The following is a 17,078-nucleotide window of genomic DNA, read 5'->3' as shown; positions in this document are numbered from 1 at the left end:
GCACTGTTCACCGGGTTTGCACCATTTGCCATAGCCGCAGTCCACGGCCTTGACCGGGACGCAGCCCTGATTTCTGGAACACTTGAACCCGGGACGGCACTGCGACCCGGTTTTCTCGCAGAAAAACCAGCCCGGGCGTGAGCATCCCCCACCGGGCAGGCAGGCCGATCCGGAATCGCAGGTGCGCCCGTCGCTGCATTTTAGCGAGGGGAGGGGCTGAATGTCGGGTGTGATCGTCTCGCACTCGCCCCGGGCGTTGCAAAAGCTGCCGCCCGGACAATCAAGGCGCGCCCGGCACTTGTTTATGCCTCTTGGCGCGCATCTGCCGCCTGCTACGCACCGCTCGAACGGGCCGCATGTTCGGCCACCGCCGCAATAGGTGCCACCCAGAGGAATGCAGTGGCCGTCGAAGCTGCATCTTTGCCCGCCGGAACAGCAGCGGGCACCGCATTTGAACTGACCGCCGGGGCATTGATTGTTCCGCTCATAGATGCCGCCCCGGTTCGGAAAGGTGTTCCTGTCGTACAGACCGCCCCGGTTTTGAAGCTGCGCGAAACCCGGGTCGCCGAGGGGGATCAGCAACAACGCAACGGCAAGGAATCGCAATAGGACCAACATGAATGGGGCAATGCTGGGCGGGACGGGCCATCCAATCAAGTGCTATTCGCTTTCCCTCGGTCAAAAGGTGGTTAGATTGAGAGCTATGGAATCGGCTTTGGACTATCACACGGCGCGGGCTCTGCTGGAATGGCAGATTGAACTGGGCGCAACAGACGCGATCGGGGATGCTCCGGTGGATCGCTATGCGTTGCCGGACACTGCGCCCAAGGCCAATAAGACCAAAGCTGCGCAGGCCGCGCCCGAAAAACCGAAACAGGTGGACCCGGTTGCCGTTGCCAAGGCCGCCGCCGCCAGCGCAGGGTCGTTGGATCAACTGCGCAGCACGATGGAGGCGTTCGAGCATTGTGATCTGAAGCGCGGGGCGCGCCAACTGGTCTTTGCGGATGGCACACCGGGTGCTCGGGTGATGATCGTCGGAGAAGCGCCGGGCCGCGAAGAAGACCGTGCGGGCAAGCCTTTCGTGGGGCGTGCAGGCCAGTTGCTGGACCGGATGCTGGCCGCGATTGATCTGGACCGTTCGGAAAACGTTTACATTACCAACGTTCTGCCTTGGCGCCCGCCCCAGAACCGCGACCCGAACCCTCAGGAAATCGGTATGATGCAGCCGTTTCTGGAACGCCACGTGGCGCTGGCAAAGCCGGACGTTCTGGTGGTCATGGGCAATATCAGTTGTCAGGCGGTGCTGGGCAAGCGCGGGATCAATCGGCTGCGCGGCAAGTGGGATCAGGGGTTTGATCTGCCGGTGATTCCGATGTTGAAACCCGAAGACCTGATGCGTCAACCGCCGTTGAAACGGCAGGCATGGGCGGATTTGCTGGAGTTGAAAGCCTGGCTGGAGGGCACGTGATGCGTATTCTCGCGTTCTCGGACCTGCATATGGCGCGCAACCGCGCGGCCGAGATTGCCTCGGCCAGCGCCGAGGCTGATCTGGTGATCGGTGCCGGTGATTATTGCAATATGCGACAGGGTCTGGATGAAGCGATGGCGATGCTGTCGGAGATCTCCGCCCCGCTTGTCCTGACCCCCGGAAACGCCGAAAGCGCCGGAGAGTTGATGGATGCCGCACCCGAGGGTGTCCATGTTCTGCACGGATCGGGGATGACTGTGGATGGCTTGCGTCTGTTCGGTCTTGGATACGGCGTTCCTGTCACACCGTTCGGAGAATGGTCCTGCGACCTGTCGGAATCCGAAGCCGCCGAGTTGCTGGAGCGTTGCGACGCCGCTGATATCCTGATCACGCACTCGCCGCCCAAAGGGTATGGCGATACGACGTCAATGGGCGATGCGGTGGGGTCGGTCGCCGTGCGCGACGCGATCGAGCGATTGCAGCCGCAATACTCTCTGCACGGTCATATCCATGACAGTTGGGGCTTTCGCGGCACCATCGGGCGCACGCAGATTGCCAATCTCGGCCCCAAAGTGAACTGGTTCGAGGTGATCACATGATCGAAACGGTGACGTTGCTGGCATTTATCCCGGCGGCCATGGCACTGAATTTTACGCCGGGGGCCGACATGATGTTCTGTTTCGGGCAGGGGCTGCGGTCAGGTGCGAAACCTGCACTGATCGCCAGTGCCGGGGTGTCGGCAGGGCTGATGGTTCACGTGTTGCTGGCAGGGCTTGGCCTGGGTGCTGCCGTGTCCACCCTGCCGTGGCTGTTCGACGTGATCCGCTGGATGGGCGTCGCTTATTTGATGTATCTGGCCTGGGGCGCGATCCGGTACGGTGCGGTCTCGGACGACAAGCCCGCCAAACCAACGCGATACGCGTTTCGGGACGGGCTGGTCGTGAACCTGACCAATCCCAAGGTCATTCTGTTCGTGCTGGCCTTTATCCCGCAATTCGTGAACCCGGCCATCGGGCCGATCCTGCCGCAATTCCTGATCCTGGGCGTGATCATCGCGCTGGGTGGTTTCGTCGTGAACGGGATGGTTGGAATTTTTGCAGGCGGCGCGGGGCGGGTGCTGATCTCGAACCCGCGCGCCTCTCGTATCATGGGATGGGTGACGGGCGGGATTTTCACGGCCCTTGCCCTTCGACTTGCCATCATGGAAAGGGCCTGACGCCGGATGTCGCGTATTGACGAAACCTTGGAATTCATCCCTGTCCGGATCGCCATTTTGACCGTATCGGATACGCGCGCGCTGGACGAAGATCGCTCGGGCCAGACGCTTGTCGACAGGATCGAACGGGCTGGCCATACAGTCGCAGACCGCAAGATCATCCGGGATGAGCGCGCCGAGATCGCAGTGCAGTTGCGGAGTTGGATTGCGGACCCGGAAATCGACGTCGTGATTTCGACCGGCGGCACTGGACTGACCGGGCGCGATGTAACAGTCGAGGCGCATCGCGACGTTTATGAGAAAGAGATCGACGCGTTTGGCACTGTATTCACCATTCTGTCGATGGAGAAAATCGGCACTTCGGCGGTGCAGTCTCGGGCAACGGGCGGTGTGGCCGGAGGAACCTACCTGTTTGCGCTGCCCGGCAGCCCCGGCGCGTGCAAGGATGCGTGGGACGGAATTTTGGAGAAACAGTTCGACTACCGGCACCGACCCTGCAATTTCGTGGAAATAATGCCCAGATTGGACGAACATCTGCGACGGAAGTAAACTGTTCGCACGTTCAAGCGTTTAAACGGACTTTGTAGCTTGGCAATTTTGACGGCCCGGCTACCTTTTGCAGATAGCAGCCTGATGCAACCGGGGAAAAGTGAATGCGATTTCTGAGGCAGAGCCTTGTCGGTGTGTTCCTGGCGTCTGTGACGCTGGCCCTGCTATTTGTGGCCGTGCAGATGATCTCGGGCGCGGTTCAGGATGTGCTGACGCGCGACGATGAGCCTCCGCAGGCGCGTGAGCGTGTGTTTGCCGTGTCCGTCCAGCCAGCCGAGCTATCGACCGTTACCCCTTATCTGGAAGCTTTCGGCGAAGTGCAAAGCCGCAGACGGCTGGAACTGCGTGCTGCTTTGGGTGGGCGTGTGATTTCGCTGTCCGAAGATTTCGAGGACGGCGGCGTGGTGACACAAGGTGAAGTGCTGGTCGAACTTGACCCCGCCGATGCGCAATCTGCGCTGGATCGGGCAAAATCCGATCTTCTGGACGCCCAGTTCGAGGAACGCGATGCCGAGCGGTCTTTGCTGTTGGCGCAGGATGAGCTGAACTCGGCCGAGGCGCAGGCGGGTCTGCGCGGTCGTGCCTTGCAGCGCCAGAAAGACCTGCAAAGCCGGGGCGTCGGAACCCCGGCGGCCGTCGAGGAAGCAGAGCTGGCCGAGGCTTCCGCCCAGCAGTCGGTGCTGGCGCGACGGATAGCGCTGGCTCAGGCGGAATCGCGTGTGGATCAGGCGAGCACTCTGCTGGCGCGCGCGCGCATCGCGCTGGAGGCCGCTGAACGCGATCTGGATGACATGACCGTAAGGGCGCGGTTTGGCGGCACGTTGACGGATGTGACACTGGTCGAAGGGCGCTTGGTGTCCGCCAATGAAAAGCTGGCCGAACTGGTCGATCCGAATGCGCTGGAGGTCGCGTTCCGCGTTTCAACCGCGCAATATGTGCGCCTGCTGGATGCGCAGGGCGCATTGATCAACGCGCCGGTTACTGTATCGCTCGAGGTCACGGGCACCGACCTGATGGCGCAAGGACGCATAAGCCGCGACAGCGGGTCGGCCGGTGAGGGGCAAACCGGGCGGTTGATCTACGCCCGACTGGACGATGCATCCGGGTTCAAGCCCGGAGATTTCGTGACGGTCACTGTCGAGGAACAGCCGTTGGACAACGTGGTGCGCCTGCCGTCGTCGGTTCTGGATGCGGTCGGCACAGTTTTGGTGCTGGGCGAAGGGGATCGCCTTGAGGCGCTGCCTGTGCAGCTTATTCGCCGTCAGGGGGATGAGGTCCTGCTGCGCGGTGAGGGTCTGGAAGGCCGCGAAGTTGTTGTCGGCAGAACGCCTCTGCTGGGGGCAGGTGTCCGAGTGCGGCCCTTGCGGGTAGAGGCCAACGCCGGCGCCACGGCCGAAATGGTCGAGTTGACCGAGGAAAAGCGCGCCCAGCTCATGGCGCAGGTTGAGGCCAGCGACCGTATGCCAAAGGCTGTAAAGGACCGAGTGCTGGGGCAGTTGCGCGAGGCCACAGTCCCGGCGTCGCTGGTGCGGCGGCTTGAAAACCGGGCAGGGGGATAGGCCCGATGATGCGCGAGATTCCCAGCGCGGCGGGCGGTATTCTCAGCTATTTCACGCGACACAGAACGGTGGCCAACCTTCTGTTGCTCGTCATGCTCGTTCTGGGGGCCGCAGCCATTCCGAACATGCGGGCGCAGTTCTTTCCAGACGTGATCCTGGAACGGGTCGACGTCAATGTCGAATGGGAAGGTGCTGGCCCCGAGGACGTTGACAATGGCATCGTGCAGGTTCTGGAACCAGCGCTTCTGGCCGTCGAAGGCGTTGCCAGCACCGAGGCGACGTCACGCGAGGGACGCGCGAGCATCCGGTTGGAGTTTGAGCCGAACTGGGACATGTCCCGCGCGGTTGAGGAGGTCAGAACGGCGGTCGACGGTGTCAGCAACCTGCCCGAAGACGCCGAAGAACCCACAATTCGCCGCGGCGCCTGGAGGGATCGCGTGACCGACGTGGTGGTCACCGGCCCGGTTGCGCCGGACAATTTGGCCAAGTTTACCGACGAATTGATCAACCGTCTGTTTGCCGTGGGCGTCACCCGCACGACAATCCGGGGACTGGCGGCCCCTCGCGTGGTGGTCGAAGTGCCGACCGCCCAGCTTATCGCCAATGATATTACCTTGTCGGAAATTGCCGCCGCCATCTCTGCAGAGGTGACAGCCAACCCCGCTGGTGATGTGACCGGGGCCAATGCACGTATCCGGACGGGGACAGAAAAGCGGACGCCAGAGGAAATCGAAGGCATTACCCTGCGCAACTTTGCCGACGGTTCCAAGCTGTTGATCGGAGATGTGGCTCTGATCCGGGTCGAAGGAGTGAACCGCAACCGAAGCTATTTTGTCGGTGAGAACCCGGCCATGTCCGTGCGTGTCGATCGCTCGAACCTAGGCGATGCGATAGAAATCCAGCGCACGGTTGAGGATGTCGTGGCCGAGATGCAGGCCAGCCTGCCCGAAGGTGTGACGGTCGAGCTGATACGGACTCGCGCGCAGGCGATCACCAATCGATTGGATATTCTGATTGACAACGGCCTCGTGGGTCTGGGGCTGGTTGTTTGCCTGCTGTTCCTGTTTCTGAATGCCCGCATTGCGTTTTGGGTTGCGGCCGGTATTCCGGTGGCCATGTCAGCAGCCATCGCCTTCATGTATATCGGCGGGCTGTCGATCAACATGGTATCCCTGTTCGGCCTGATCATCACGCTGGGCATCGTTGTGGACGACGCGATTGTCGTGGGTGAGCACGCAGACTTTCGCGGGCGTCGATTGGGAGAAGCCCCCGTGGTGGCCGCCGAACGCGCAGCGCGGCGCATGGCTATGCCGGTCTTTGCGGCGACCCTGACAACCGTGATTGCCTTCTTCGGGCTGACCGCGATAGGGGGCCGGTTCGGAGAATTGATCCGCGACATCCCCTTCACCGTCATTGCGGTTCTGATTGCCTCGCTGATCGAGTGTTTTCTGATCCTGCCCAATCATATGGCGCATGCCATTGCCCATTCGGCCAAGGAACACTGGTATGATCTGCCCAATCGCGTTGTAAATCGGGGGTTTCGCTGGGTGCGGGACCATCTGTTCCGCCCGCTGATCGCCTGGGCGATCTGGGCGCGCTATGTGGTGGTCGCGGTGATGCTGGTCTTTCTGGCCAGCCAGATTGCGCTTTTCATCCGCGGCGACGTGAACTGGAGGTTCTTCAACGCGCCCGAGCGAGGTTCGGTCACGGGCAACTTCATTATGGTCGAAGGGGCCACGCGCGCGGATACACTGGCCATGATGCATCAGTTGCAGCGTGCAACCGAAGAATTGGGTCAGATCTACGAGGAACGGCACGGGCGGAACCCGATCGATTATGTGCTGGCCGAAGTCGGTGGCTCGGCGGGGTTTGGACTGTCGGCGGCTGACGGCAAGGATTCCGACTTGCTCGGCGGTATTTCCATCGAACTGATTGATGCCGATCTTCGTCCGTATTCCAGTTTTGAGTTCGTAGGCGAGCTTCAGGAATTTGCTCCGCTCCACCCCAAGGTTGAAGTGCTCAGTTTCCGGGGCTGGCGATCCGGGCCGGGCGGCGACGCCATCGACGTGCAGTTCTATGGTGCGGACGTGAACACGCTCAAGGCCGCGTCCGAGGACTTGCAGGTCGAGTTGTCGAAATACTCCGAGGTTTCGGCACTGGAAGACAATCTGGCCTACGACAAAGAGGAATTCATTCTGGATCTCACGGCGCAGGGTCAGGCGCTGGGCTTCCGGATCGAAACACTGGGTCGTGTGCTTCGGGATCGCCTGAACGGGATTGAGGCCGCCACCTTCCCAGACGGTCCGCGCAGCGCCGAGATCCGCGTGGAACTGCCCGAAGGCGAATTGACGGCGGATTTCCTTGAGCGGACCCTGATGCGCACACCGGACGGTATTTATGTGCCACTGGCCGACATCGTTTCGGTTCAGCGCAAATCGGGCTTTTCGACTGTTCGGCGGGAAAACGGTTTGCGGGTGGTGTCCGTGAATGGTGACATTTCCGAAGACGACCCGGCCCGAGCCGCGGAAATCGCCCGAGCGCTAGGCGAGGAGATTTTGCCCAATATTGCCGCCGAACGGCAGGTCGAATGGACAATGGCGGGCCTTAGCGAGCAGGAGGATGAGTTCCTGACCGAGGCGCGGACCGGTCTGATCTTGTGCCTGACCGGAATCTATCTGGTGCTGGCCTGGGTTTTTGCCAGTTGGACACGGCCGCTGGTTGTCATGGCAATCATACCCTTTGGTTTGGTGGGCACGATCTGGGGGCACTACATTTGGGATGTACCGCTTAGCATGTTTACCGTGGTGGGCCTGCTGGGGATGACCGGGATCATCATCAACGACTCGATCGTTCTGGTGACGACAATTGATGCCTATCAGAAGGAACGCGGACTTGTTCCGTCGATCATCGAGGGTACGGCGGACCGTTTGCGTCCGGTCATGCTGACGACACTGACGACCGTTCTGGGACTGACCCCTCTGTTGTACGAGGGTTCCCAACAGGCGCAGTTTCTCAAGCCGACAGTGATTACATTGGTCTACGGGCTTGCCTTTGGGATGTTGCTGGTTCTGCTGCTGGTCCCTGCATTGCTGGCCATCCTGAACGATCTTTCCCGCCCCATGACGGCCATGCGTCGGGCGTTGCGGGGACCGGATCGCGTGGTTCAAGGGGCAATTTTCGCGACGGGGCTGGTGCTTTTGCTGTGGTTCGGGGTGACGATGGTCTGGCCTGCACTGCTGGGCGCACCGGTCGGTCCGCTGTCCGGGTTTTACGCTGGCGAGGACGGGCTGGCGGTATTGCGGATGGGGCTCGGACTTTTCCTTGCCGGAGCACTGCTGATACTCGTGCTGTCGGTTGCACTGTCCAGCCTGTTATACATTCGCTTCAAAAGGCAAATGGCCTAAAGTTGAGCCAGCGCAATTTCCAGAAGGTCACTGACACGGTTGCTCATCGGCAGATCGCCGCTGCGAATTTGATCCAGCGGAAACCAGCGCGCATCCAACGCGTCGTCCCCCGCATTGGGTTGCCCCGAGCGGTATTCGCAGGCAACGCCGACCAGCAGGTAATGTGACAGCACTGCGCCTTGGCTGTCCCGGCGCAGCAGGTCCAGATTGTCCAGATAGCGCATGGGCGCGGCAATGACCGAGGTTTCCTCGAATAGCTCTCGTTGTGCGGCCTGCAGCACGGTTTCACCCCACTCCACATGGCCACCGGGAAAACCCCAAAGCCCCGCATCAGGCTGCTTGCCGCGCTGGACCAGAAGCACATTTTGATTGTGGACAACAACGGCCAGCGCGCCGATTTTCGGAGTTTGCGTCATTCGGGTCAACCCGCGCTGCACCCTTGAATGTCAACGGCATGACTCGCACCCAAGACGGTGATCCGTATTTCGGATCGATCCAGCGCGAAAGGACCGCCGGATTCGCTGATCACCTCGGAGGTGGCGACCAGCGTATCGCCCTGCCGTACTGTTTCGGGGGGCGAGGCCCACAGCGCCGGATTACCGGGTTCGATAACGGCGATCTCACGCCCACCAGCCGAGGGCATGGTGACGCGAGCCTCGATCTGCATACCGTCAGGTGTGGGTGTCAGGTGGCAACTGGTGCGCGAAACGCGCGCTTCTTTCGCCGAGAAAGGGCGCTGGGCGAGTGCGGCGGCAATCGCGGGATTGCGACCCGCGTCCGCGTTCAAGGTATGATCGAAATCCAGTTGCTCGGGGATGCAGACATCTTTGCAAACGCCCAAATCCATCGTCCCACTTAATCGCACGGGACGCGAAGGGTTCTTTGGGGTTATCTCAACCGGAAGGACCAGTTGATCCTCGTACCCGATGGACTGCAGGCCGTTCTGGTCGAACACATGGGGCGCGGGCCAAGTGATCGACACGCCCCCTACATTGTCCGAACCATTCCAGTTGAACTGAGGCGGAATCCCCGCGTCTCCTGGTGCGCGCCAGTAGGTTTTCCACCCGTCCTTCAAGGTCACGCGCAGCGCCCCAAGGTAATTGCCTTTTGCCGTGCGGCCACCGTCCAGAATGTCCAGTTGTGCCACGTCCCCCTTCACCTGTGCTGTGACAGGGCCGGGTAAACCAAGGCTCAAGGTCAATGCGAGCGCCGAAAATGTCACCTTTGCGATCATACCCGCAACATGCGCCGTGTCGGGTCCGATTCCAAGTCACGTTCCGGTCACTTGAATGAAATCTGCGGAAATCTTCGTTGATCCCTTGCCAATACCAGCCCCCCGGGGCCATTGTTGAGGGGTATTCAGCAAGAGATGTCGTTTTATGGACCTGACCGGAAAACTGTTGATTGCGATGCCTGGCATGGGAGACCCGCGCTTCGATCATTCAGTGGTCTATATATGCAGTCATGGTGACGACGGGGCGATGGGGCTGATCGTGAACAAGTCTTCGGACCTTCGGATCAAAACCTTGCTCGAACAGCTCAATATCGCCTGCCAGATTCCGATTGTCGGCGAGCGGCTGGTCCACTTTGGCGGCCCCGTCGAAATGTCCAGAGGGTTTGTGCTGCACAGTTCGGACTATGACGCCAACCTTCATTCAATGAAGATTTCGGACGATTTCAGCATGACCGCTACTTTGGACGTGCTTGAAGACCTGGCCTCGGGGACGGGGCCGCTGAACTCGACATTGGCGCTGGGCTATTCCGGCTGGGGTCCGGGGCAGCTTGAGGATGAGATCGCAAAAAACGGCTGGCTCACGGCCGAGGCGTCATCCAAGCTGGTTTTCGACATTCCCGACGACGAGAAATGGGAGGCCGCGCTTGCCACGTTGGGTGTGGACCCCCTGACCCTGTCGGCCAGCGCCGGGCGCGCCTGATCAGCTATCGCGCGGCGCGGCGGCGCGGCGCAGGCGATCGTTGATTGCGGCCCCCAGCCCGTGATCCGGGATGGGTGACACCGCGATGGGTCGGCCAGTGTCATTCAGGCTGTGCAGGGCGGCAAATAGATTGGCGGCAGCTTCGGTCAGGTCACCGTCCGGCGAGAGGTTCAGATCGCAGTCAACCTGTCCGAACCCCAACAAAACCTCATCACCCTGCGTTTCGCCTGCGTTCAACCTTACCGGCGCGTCGGGTGCATAGTGCGACTGCAACTGTCCCGGTGCTGTCAGGGTATCACCGGGCTTATGAAAGTGCAGCCGCGCTTTCAATACGGCTACGATTTGCTCTAGCGCCACACCTCCGGGGCGCAGCAGGGCGGGGTCACCCGCCAGCCCGACGATCGTGGACTCCACCCCAACCCCGCAGGGTCCATCGTCTAGAATGGCAGCTATGCGACCGCCCAGTCCGGCCCGCACGTGCTCGGCCGTGGTGGGGCTGATCTGACCCGAGGGATTGGCCGAGGGCGCAGCGACCGGTCCGTCAAATGCACTTAGCAGTGCACGCGCCGACGGATGTGCCGGAACGCGCACAGCCAGAGTGTCCAATCCGGCGGTGACCAACGAAGACACCCCATGACCCGCGCGCAAGGGCAGAACCAGTGTCAGTGGACCAGGCCAGAACGCCCGCGCCAACTTGTCGGCCTGATCGGACCACTCGACAAATCGTTGGGCGGCTTCGACCGAAGCGACATGCGCGATCAGCGGGTTGAAACTGGGGCGTCCCTTTGCTGCATAGATGCCAGCCACGGCTTCACCGTTGCGCGCATCTCCGCCCAGCCCGTAAACTGTTTCGGTCGGAAAAGCGACCAAAAGACCCTGTCGCAGCAGGTCCGCAGCCTGCGCGATTCCGCGGGAGTCCGCGCTAAATTCCCGAGTGCCGTTAGGACTCATGGGCGGTGACGCCGCGTTTTGATTGCGTGTAACATGGGTAAGGCTACGTAATCGTTCAATCCCAGATGCATAAAGACTGAAGGTGGAAATTCCAACCCCGTCAGCGTAAACCGAATCAAACAACTCCGAGGGAAGACATGCCGTACCGCGCGCCAATCTCCGATTATGAATTTCTGTTCCGCAATGCCGTCGGTTTCGACCAGATCGCTGCGACCGAGAAATTCTCGGAAGCCAGTGAAGATGTCGTCAGCGCCATCCTGACCGAAGCTGGCAAATTGTGTGAAGATATCATGGCGCCGCTTCAGAGACCTGGCGACCTGGAACCGGCCCGACTGGAAAACGGTGTGCTGCGCACGTCGCCCGGGTACGGCGACGGTTGGAAAGCCATTGCGGAGGGCGGCTGGATCGGCATGAGCGCCGATCCCGAATATGGTGGCATGGGCCTGCCGATGACGCTGACCACTGCCGTCAACGAGATGATGAGCGCGGCCTGCCTGTCGCTGCAACTGGCTCCGTTGATGACGCAGGGCCAGATCGAGGCGCTGGAACATCACGCCAGTGACGCGTTGAAAGACCTCTACCTGCCCAAGATGATCTCGGGCGAGTGGTCGGGCACCATGAACCTGACCGAACCGCAGGCCGGTTCGGACGTTGGCGCGCTGACCTCAAAGGCGGAACCCAATGGCGATGGCACCTATTCGGTGTCGGGCCAGAAGATCTATATCTCTTGGGGCGACAACGATTTCGCTGAAAACATCTGCCATCTGGTTCTGGCACGCCTGCCCGATGGCGTGCCGGGTACGAAAGGTATTTCTCTGTTCCTGGTGCCCAAGTACCTGCCGGACGAGAATGGCAATCCCGGCGTGGCCAACGACCTGAAAGTGGTCTCGCTAGAGCACAAGATGGGTCTGCACGGGTCGCCGACCTGCGTGATGCAGTATGACGGCGCCAAGGGCTGGCTTATCGGCAAAGAGCACGGCGGTATGGCCGCGATGTTCACCATGATGAACAACGCGCGTCTGGGCGTCGGGGGGCAGGGCGTTGGCGCGGCCGAAGGCGCTTATCAACATGCGCTGGAATATGCGCTGGAGCGTAAGCAGGGTAAGACACCCTCGGGCACAATCATTGATCACGCTGATGTTCGTCGCATGTTGATGGGGATGCGCGCCGATACGTTTGCGGCCCGCGCAATTATGCTGGCGAATGCGGCCGCGATCGACATGGCCTCGGCCACTGACGATCCCGAATGGGTCGCCCGCGCTGCTTTGCTGACACCAATCGGCAAGGCGTTTGGAACCGAAACCGGAATGCGCGTGTCGGAAACAGGCGTTCAGGTACATGGCGGCATGGGCTTCATCGAAGAAACCGGCGCTGCGCAGTATTACCGCGATGTCCGCGTAACCGCGATCTACGAAGGCACCAACGGCATTCAGGCCATGGACCTTGTTGCGCGTAAGATGATGGATGGTGGTGAAGCGGCAGGACGTCTTCTGGACGAAATCGAAGATCACGCCGAAAAAGCACGCGCGACGATGCCTGAACTGGCCGGACCTGTCTGGGAAGCCACCGAAAGCCTGCGTGAAACAACCGAATGGCTTGTGTCGCAGACCGACATGAACACGCGTTTTGCCGGTGCCGTGCCCTATCTGCACGCCTTCGCGCGTGTTCTGGGTGGTCATTATCACCTCAAGGCGGCTCTGGCCGAACCGGAAGGTCCACGCTTTAAGCTGGCGCGCTATTATATCAATGCGCTGCTGCCTGAGTTTGCCGGTCTGCTGGCGCAGGCGCAGAACGGGGCGAACGATATCTATGCCCTCAGCGCAGACGAGCTGGCAGCCTGATGGACGGCGATACCCCTCTGGCGATCCGCTATCCATGGCCCGAGCCTCCGGCCCAGGGCGAAGCGATTGAGGTCGCCGAGGGTGTGCTGTGGATGCGGCTTCCGCTGCCGATGGCGCTGGACCACGTCAATGTCTACGCGTTGGATGACGGTGACGGATGGACGTTGATCGACACGGGGTTTTCATCGAAGAAAACCCGCGCGATCTGGGAAACGCTTATGGTGGGTCCGTTGCGCGGTAAACCAGTGAACCGGGTTGTGGTGACGCATCACCACCCGGACCACATCGGCAATGCGGGTTGGTTCCAGTCCGAACACGGCGTGGAACTGATCACGACCCGCACCGCCTGGCTGTTTGCGCGAATGCTGACGCTGGATGTGCAGGAAACCTGGCCCCAGGAAACGCTGGATTACTATCGCAGCGCAGGCATGGCGCCTGAAATTCTGGCCAAGCGCATGACCGAACGGCCCTTCAACTATTGCGACACGGTTTATCCGATGCCGCTGGGCTTTACCCGGATCAAGCAGGATGGCGTGATCCGCATGGGTGGTCGCGACTGGGTCGTGCATATGGGCAATGGCCACGCGCCCGAACATGCCACATTCTGGAGCCGCGACGACAATCTGGTAATTACCGGGGATCAGATTCTCAGTTCGATCAGTCCCAACCTTGGCGTCTTTGTCACCGAACCGATGGCTGACCCGGTCGCCGAATGGCTCGAGGCGTGCGAGCGTCTGCAAGGTCTGGCCCGGCCCGATCAACTGGCGCTGGGTGGGCACAAGCTGCCCTTCACTGGGTTGCCGTTGCGGATGAAGCAACTGATCGACAATCACCACAGCGCGCTGGATCGCCTGCAAGACTATCTGGATACGCCCAAAACCGCCGCCGACTGTTTTGTCCCGCTGTTCAAACGCAAGATTGGCGAGGGCGAGTACGGGCTGGCCTTGGTCGAGTCGGTTGCACATCTCAACCATCTTTACCACATTGGTGCTGTCACCCGGACGCGCCGTGCGGACGGGGCGTGGGAGTTTCAGCGCAAAGGGTAAAGGCATGGACAAGATCGAAACCTCAGCCGAGGCAGCGGAATCCGCGGCCCTTCCCCGGTGCTACGAGGTGCATGCCAACCCAAATGCGAAATCCGGTGCAAAAGACCTGCCTGATCCGCTGAAAGCACCGGTTGAAACCAAAAGCCCGGCGCAATGGGCCTATGAGCGTCTGATCCTGTACATCCAGAACTTTGAGCAGACATTGGATAGCGACCACGAGATCGCGATGGGCTTTACCGGCGGTGATGCGGGTGTCATGCGGATTGAGGGGATGGGGTATTTCGACCCCGATGTCATCACCTTCTACGGCTCGGACGCGACCGGGGCGCGAACCCAGCTTGTGCAACATGTGAGCCAGTTAAACGTGATGCTGCGCGCCTTGCCGAAATCGGTCGAAGACAAACCCGCAAATCGCATCGGGTTCCGGCTGGCGGCAAATCTGGAAGAAAGCTGACGGCCTGACTTGCAATTCGTGACGGCGCGGCCTTGAATGAGGGGATCATTCAAGGGGGCGTCAGGTGACAAGTTTTTCAGCCGTTACAAATGCCTACAAAGGCGCATGGGCGCGCCGTCGTGTTTTTGTTCCCATATACATCGTTGTGCGCCTGCTGTTGATCGCGCTGATCACACCGGGGCTGGCGATTGCCGCGAACCTTGCGGTCTCGCTGTCCAGTCAGACCGCGCTGACAGATCAGGACATTGCGGCCTTTGTGCTGTCTCCGGCCGGGTTCTTGGTCGCTGTCGCCGTACTGAGCCTGTTCCTGCTGGCCGAAGTATTTGTGTTCTCCGTTATGGCGGGATCGCTGCGCATGGGAGAGTCCGACCCGTGGCGCGCTGGCAGTGCCGCCATCGGTCTGATTTTGTCGCGCCTTCCCGCGCTGTTTGGCTTCGCGGTTCGGTTCGTTTTAAGGGTTTTGTTGTTGGTTCTGCCCTTCGCGGCCGTGTCAGCCCTGATCGCTTGGTGGAGGCTGACGGAATATGACATCAACTACTACCTGACCTTTAAACCACCTTCCTTCTGGGTGGCCGTGGTTCTGATTGGGGCCGTGGTTTTGGTCATGGCCTGGGTTTTGATCCGCAGATTGTCGGCATGGGCGCTGTCGCTTCATCTGGTGTTGTTCGAGCAGGTTCGCCCGGCGGATGCGTTCCCGCTGAGTGCAGAACGGATGGAGGGGAAGCGTGGCCGCCTAAAGGTCGATCTGGCGATGTGGCTGGGTTTGCGACTGGCTATTGCGGCTTTGATCGCATGGGTTGCCGGAATTTTGTTCGCAATCGTGCCGCTTCAGGACAGCTCGAACCTGCGCTTGGCTTTGACCTACAGCTTGCTGGTTGCCGGGCTATGGTCGCTGGCAGGGCTGGTGCTGGCAGCGACAGCTCTGGGTGCTCTGGCTGTGGTGCTGGACAGGTTTTTTGAGATCAAGACAGACGAACCACCGCACCCCGAGCCCGGTACTCTGAGGGTGCCGCTGTTCGCGGCGGTCGGCGTGGCTGCCGTCGCCGTTCTAGTCAGCCTGTGGTTTGGCCAGCATCTGCTGGAACGTGTTCAGGCTCCGGACCGGGCCGAGGTTATCGGCCATCGCGGGGCGGCTGCCCTGCGGCCCGAAAACACGATGGCGGCTGTCCTGAAAGCGATCGAGGACGGGGCCGACTGGGTCGAGATCGACGTGCAGGAAACCGCAGATGATGTGGTGATCGTCGCCCATGACAGCGACTTCATGAAACTGGCGGGCGTCCCAACCAAAGTTTGGGATGCGACGATGGAAGACGTGGCCGAGATCGACATCGGCAGTTGGTTTGACCCTGAATATGCCGATGAGCGCACCCCGACCCTGCGCGACGTGCTGGCGGCGGCCAAGGGCAAAGCCAAGGTCATCATCGAGTTGAAATACTATGGCCACGATGTTGATCTGGAGAACCGCGTAGCGGCCTTGGTCGAGGAATTCGATATGCAGGACGACATCGCCACGATGTCGCTGAAGTATCCGGCCGTGCAAAAGATGAAGAAACTTCGCCCGGACTGGCGTGCAGGGGTTCTTGCGGCCACCGCAATCGGTGATCTGTCTGGGCTAGAAGGAGAGTTTGTCGCCGTAAATGCTGCGATGGCCACGCCGGGGCTGGTGCGTTCGGTTCAGGCGGCGGGCAAGGACATCTATGTCTGGACGGTCAACGACCCGCTGCAAATGTCCGCGATGGCCTCTATGGGCGTGGACGGGCTGATCACCGACCGCCCCGGGATGGCCAACGAAGTCCTGCGCGTGCGCGCCGAAATGGGGCCGGGCGAGCGGTTGTTGCTGTGGCTGGCCGCTGCGTTTGGTATGTCTGTCGATACTGAGGCGATGCGTGATGCAAGTCCGTAGCCTGATTGCGGCGCTGATCTTTTGCGCGTCGCCGGCCCTTTCGCAGGACTTTATCCGAAGTCTCGAAATGCCCGCTCATCACGCCCTTATCACGCAGCGCGGCGAGGCCGAATTGACGCCGTTTGAAACAGACGGCTGCTCGGGCGGCCTGTCGGCAAGCTGGCGTTTCGTCGCTGATACGTTTCCCAAGTTCGGCGCGCTCTACGAAGCCCACCCGCCGTGGGAGGGGTGCTGCGTCACCCATGACCGCGCCTATCACAATGCCGGTGGCGCGCTGAGGGCCGAGGACAGTTTCGAGGCGCGCCTTTCCGCCGACGACACGTTGCGCGCCTGCGTCAAACAGCACGGAGAGGATCGTGCTGAGGACTACGCGCAACGCTATGACATGACGCCGGATCAGATTCGTCTGGCACATTCCGTCACGGCCGAGGCAATGTACGCAGCCGTCCGATTTGGTGGTGGCCCCTGCTCCGGGCTTCCGTGGCGCTGGGGGTTTGGCTATCCGGGGTGTTCTGTGTTTCAAACCTTGGCCCCTGCGCGCGAATGACGTGGTGACAGGCCCGGGATTTTCGATTATCCAACATCTCGAACACGCGAATTGGGATTCTGAAATCATGGCTGAATACAAGCACGGCGAAATGGACATCACCGTTCAAACAAAAACCTTCAACGGGTTCATCAAGGCCACCACATGGTGCGTGGTTGCCATCGCCTTCCTCTGCCTTTTCCTGGCGGTCTTCGCCGCTTAAATCC

Annotated in this window: 17 protein-coding genes; 14 read left to right on the top strand and 3 right to left on the bottom strand. The window is 60.8% G+C overall.

All coding sequences use genetic code 11. From position 1 onward, the window contains the following. The first annotated feature begins 399 nt into the window (after positions 1 to 399). The 7 genes from ACR0KS_RS09795 to ACR0KS_RS09765 all read left to right on the top strand — a co-directional run bounded on the left by ACR0KS_RS09795 (position 400) and on the right by ACR0KS_RS09765 (position 8,196). On the top strand, positions 400 to 609 hold the full coding sequence (locus tag ACR0KS_RS09795; RefSeq protein ID WP_170563715.1) for a hypothetical protein: 210 nt from the start codon (positions 400 to 402) through the stop codon (positions 607 to 609). 94 nt (positions 610 to 703) lie between these two features. Continuing rightward, on the top strand, positions 704 to 1,468 hold the full coding sequence (locus ACR0KS_RS09790) for a uracil-DNA glycosylase (protein WP_170564762.1): 765 nt from the start codon (positions 704 to 706) through the stop codon (positions 1,466 to 1,468). Then, positions 1,468 to 2,067 (top strand): metallophosphoesterase, encoded by a 600-nt coding sequence (locus tag ACR0KS_RS09785; protein WP_170563712.1) that lies wholly within the window; start codon positions 1,468 to 1,470, stop codon positions 2,065 to 2,067. The genes ACR0KS_RS09790 and ACR0KS_RS09785 overlap by 1 nt, the downstream gene beginning before the upstream one ends. Next, the gene (locus ACR0KS_RS09780) at positions 2,064 to 2,684 is read left to right on the top strand and encodes a LysE family translocator (protein WP_170485157.1); all 621 of its coding nucleotides are present in this window, start codon (positions 2,064 to 2,066) and stop codon (positions 2,682 to 2,684) included. The genes ACR0KS_RS09785 and ACR0KS_RS09780 overlap by 4 nt, the downstream gene beginning before the upstream one ends. A 6-nt stretch (positions 2,685 to 2,690) precedes the next feature. After that, positions 2,691 to 3,233 (top strand): molybdenum cofactor biosynthesis protein B, encoded by a 543-nt coding sequence (gene moaB / locus ACR0KS_RS09775; protein ID WP_170563710.1) that lies wholly within the window; start codon positions 2,691 to 2,693, stop codon positions 3,231 to 3,233. Positions 3,234 to 3,337: 104 nt separating this feature from the next. Next, positions 3,338 to 4,792: an RND family efflux transporter gene (locus tag ACR0KS_RS09770; protein WP_170563707.1), complete on the top strand. Its 1,455-nt coding sequence runs from the start codon at positions 3,338 to 3,340 to the stop codon at positions 4,790 to 4,792. A 5-nt stretch (positions 4,793 to 4,797) separates the two neighbouring features. Further along, a complete protein-coding gene (locus ACR0KS_RS09765) occupies positions 4,798 to 8,196 on the top strand; it encodes an efflux RND transporter permease subunit (protein ID WP_170563704.1) in 3,399 nt (1,132 codons plus the stop codon). On the opposite strand, the gene ACR0KS_RS09760 is transcribed toward ACR0KS_RS09765, so the two are convergent. After that, positions 8,193 to 8,612, bottom strand: coding sequence for an NUDIX hydrolase (locus ACR0KS_RS09760; RefSeq protein ID WP_170563701.1), 420 nt, complete (start codon positions 8,610 to 8,612; stop codon positions 8,193 to 8,195). The genes ACR0KS_RS09765 and ACR0KS_RS09760 overlap by 4 nt on opposite strands. A 5-nt stretch (positions 8,613 to 8,617) precedes the next feature. Then, positions 8,618 to 9,430, bottom strand: a complete 813-nt coding sequence (locus tag ACR0KS_RS09755; protein ID WP_170563698.1) for a protein-disulfide reductase DsbD domain-containing protein — start codon at positions 9,428 to 9,430, stop codon at positions 8,618 to 8,620. Positions 9,431 to 9,575: 145 nt separating this feature from the next. Between ACR0KS_RS09755 and ACR0KS_RS09750 the strand changes: the two genes are divergently transcribed. Continuing rightward, complete coding sequence (locus tag ACR0KS_RS09750) at positions 9,576 to 10,130, top strand: YqgE/AlgH family protein (protein ID WP_170387396.1); 555 nt, start codon at positions 9,576 to 9,578, stop codon at positions 10,128 to 10,130. On the opposite strand, the gene ACR0KS_RS09745 is transcribed toward ACR0KS_RS09750, so the two are convergent. Continuing rightward, entirely contained in the window at positions 10,131 to 11,081 is a 951-nt protein-coding gene (locus ACR0KS_RS09745; protein WP_170563695.1) for an L-threonylcarbamoyladenylate synthase, read from the bottom strand. It abuts the gene before it with no gap. A gap of 137 nt (positions 11,082 to 11,218) precedes the next feature. Here ACR0KS_RS09745 and ACR0KS_RS09740 point away from each other — a divergent pair, with 137 nt between their 5' ends. The 6 genes from ACR0KS_RS09740 (at position 11,219) to ACR0KS_RS09715 (ending at position 17,074) form a co-directional block, all read left to right on the top strand. After that, positions 11,219 to 12,922: an acyl-CoA dehydrogenase family protein gene (locus tag ACR0KS_RS09740; protein ID WP_170563692.1), complete on the top strand. Its 1,704-nt coding sequence runs from the start codon at positions 11,219 to 11,221 to the stop codon at positions 12,920 to 12,922. Beyond that, positions 12,922 to 13,968, top strand: a complete 1,047-nt coding sequence (locus ACR0KS_RS09735) for an MBL fold metallo-hydrolase (RefSeq protein ID WP_170563689.1) — start codon at positions 12,922 to 12,924, stop codon at positions 13,966 to 13,968. The genes ACR0KS_RS09740 and ACR0KS_RS09735 overlap by 1 nt, the downstream gene beginning before the upstream one ends. 4 nt (positions 13,969 to 13,972) lie before the next feature. Beyond that, on the top strand, positions 13,973 to 14,422 hold the full coding sequence (locus tag ACR0KS_RS09730; protein ID WP_170387405.1) for a DUF6173 family protein: 450 nt from the start codon (positions 13,973 to 13,975) through the stop codon (positions 14,420 to 14,422). Between the two features lie 64 nt (positions 14,423 to 14,486). Continuing rightward, positions 14,487 to 16,325 (top strand): glycerophosphodiester phosphodiesterase, encoded by a 1,839-nt coding sequence (locus tag ACR0KS_RS09725; RefSeq protein ID WP_170563686.1) that lies wholly within the window; start codon positions 14,487 to 14,489, stop codon positions 16,323 to 16,325. Next, on the top strand, positions 16,312 to 16,872 hold the full coding sequence (locus ACR0KS_RS09720) for a hypothetical protein (protein WP_170563683.1): 561 nt from the start codon (positions 16,312 to 16,314) through the stop codon (positions 16,870 to 16,872). Before ACR0KS_RS09725 ends, ACR0KS_RS09720 begins: the two co-directional genes overlap by 14 nt. 67 nt (positions 16,873 to 16,939) lie before the next feature. Next, positions 16,940 to 17,074 carry an aa3-type cytochrome c oxidase subunit IV gene (locus ACR0KS_RS09715; RefSeq protein ID WP_058281864.1) on the top strand — a complete coding sequence of 45 codons (135 nt, stop codon included), beginning with the start codon at positions 16,940 to 16,942 and terminating at the stop codon, positions 17,072 to 17,074. Positions 17,075 to 17,078 lie beyond the last annotated feature (4 nt).

The sequence above is a fragment of the Ruegeria sp. BC7 genome (assembly GCF_056539165.1).
Note: the sequence above shows the minus strand (reverse complement) of the source record. Positions and strands in the feature narration are given on the sequence as shown.

Excerpts from the sequence above, each read along its gene's own strand:
- ACR0KS_RS09790 (WP_170564762.1), top strand. The coding sequence starts at position 704 with ATGGAATCGGCTTTGGACTATCACACGGCGCGGGCTCTGCTGGAATGG.
- ACR0KS_RS09750 (WP_170387396.1), top strand. The coding sequence starts at position 9,576 with ATGGACCTGACCGGAAAACTGTTGATTGCGATGCCTGGCATGGGAGAC.
- ACR0KS_RS09715 (WP_058281864.1), top strand. The coding sequence starts at position 16,940 with ATGGCTGAATACAAGCACGGCGAAATGGACATCACCGTTCAAACAAAA.
- ACR0KS_RS09720 (WP_170563683.1), top strand. The coding sequence starts at position 16,312 with ATGCAAGTCCGTAGCCTGATTGCGGCGCTGATCTTTTGCGCGTCGCCG.
- ACR0KS_RS09760 (WP_170563701.1), bottom strand. The coding sequence starts at position 8,612 with ATGACGCAAACTCCGAAAATCGGCGCGCTGGCCGTTGTTGTCCACAAT.
- ACR0KS_RS09745 (WP_170563695.1), bottom strand. The coding sequence starts at position 11,081 with ATGAGTCCTAACGGCACTCGGGAATTTAGCGCGGACTCCCGCGGAATC.
- ACR0KS_RS09765 (WP_170563704.1), top strand. The coding sequence starts at position 4,798 with ATGATGCGCGAGATTCCCAGCGCGGCGGGCGGTATTCTCAGCTATTTC.
- ACR0KS_RS09785 (WP_170563712.1), top strand. The coding sequence starts at position 1,468 with ATGCGTATTCTCGCGTTCTCGGACCTGCATATGGCGCGCAACCGCGCG.
- ACR0KS_RS09740 (WP_170563692.1), top strand. The coding sequence starts at position 11,219 with ATGCCGTACCGCGCGCCAATCTCCGATTATGAATTTCTGTTCCGCAAT.
- ACR0KS_RS09730 (WP_170387405.1), top strand. The coding sequence starts at position 13,973 with ATGGACAAGATCGAAACCTCAGCCGAGGCAGCGGAATCCGCGGCCCTT.
- ACR0KS_RS09770 (WP_170563707.1), top strand. The coding sequence starts at position 3,338 with ATGCGATTTCTGAGGCAGAGCCTTGTCGGTGTGTTCCTGGCGTCTGTG.
- ACR0KS_RS09735 (WP_170563689.1), top strand. The coding sequence starts at position 12,922 with ATGGACGGCGATACCCCTCTGGCGATCCGCTATCCATGGCCCGAGCCT.
- ACR0KS_RS09755 (WP_170563698.1), bottom strand. The coding sequence starts at position 9,430 with ATGATCGCAAAGGTGACATTTTCGGCGCTCGCATTGACCTTGAGCCTT.
- ACR0KS_RS09780 (WP_170485157.1), top strand. The coding sequence starts at position 2,064 with ATGATCGAAACGGTGACGTTGCTGGCATTTATCCCGGCGGCCATGGCA.
- moaB (WP_170563710.1), top strand. The coding sequence starts at position 2,691 with ATGTCGCGTATTGACGAAACCTTGGAATTCATCCCTGTCCGGATCGCC.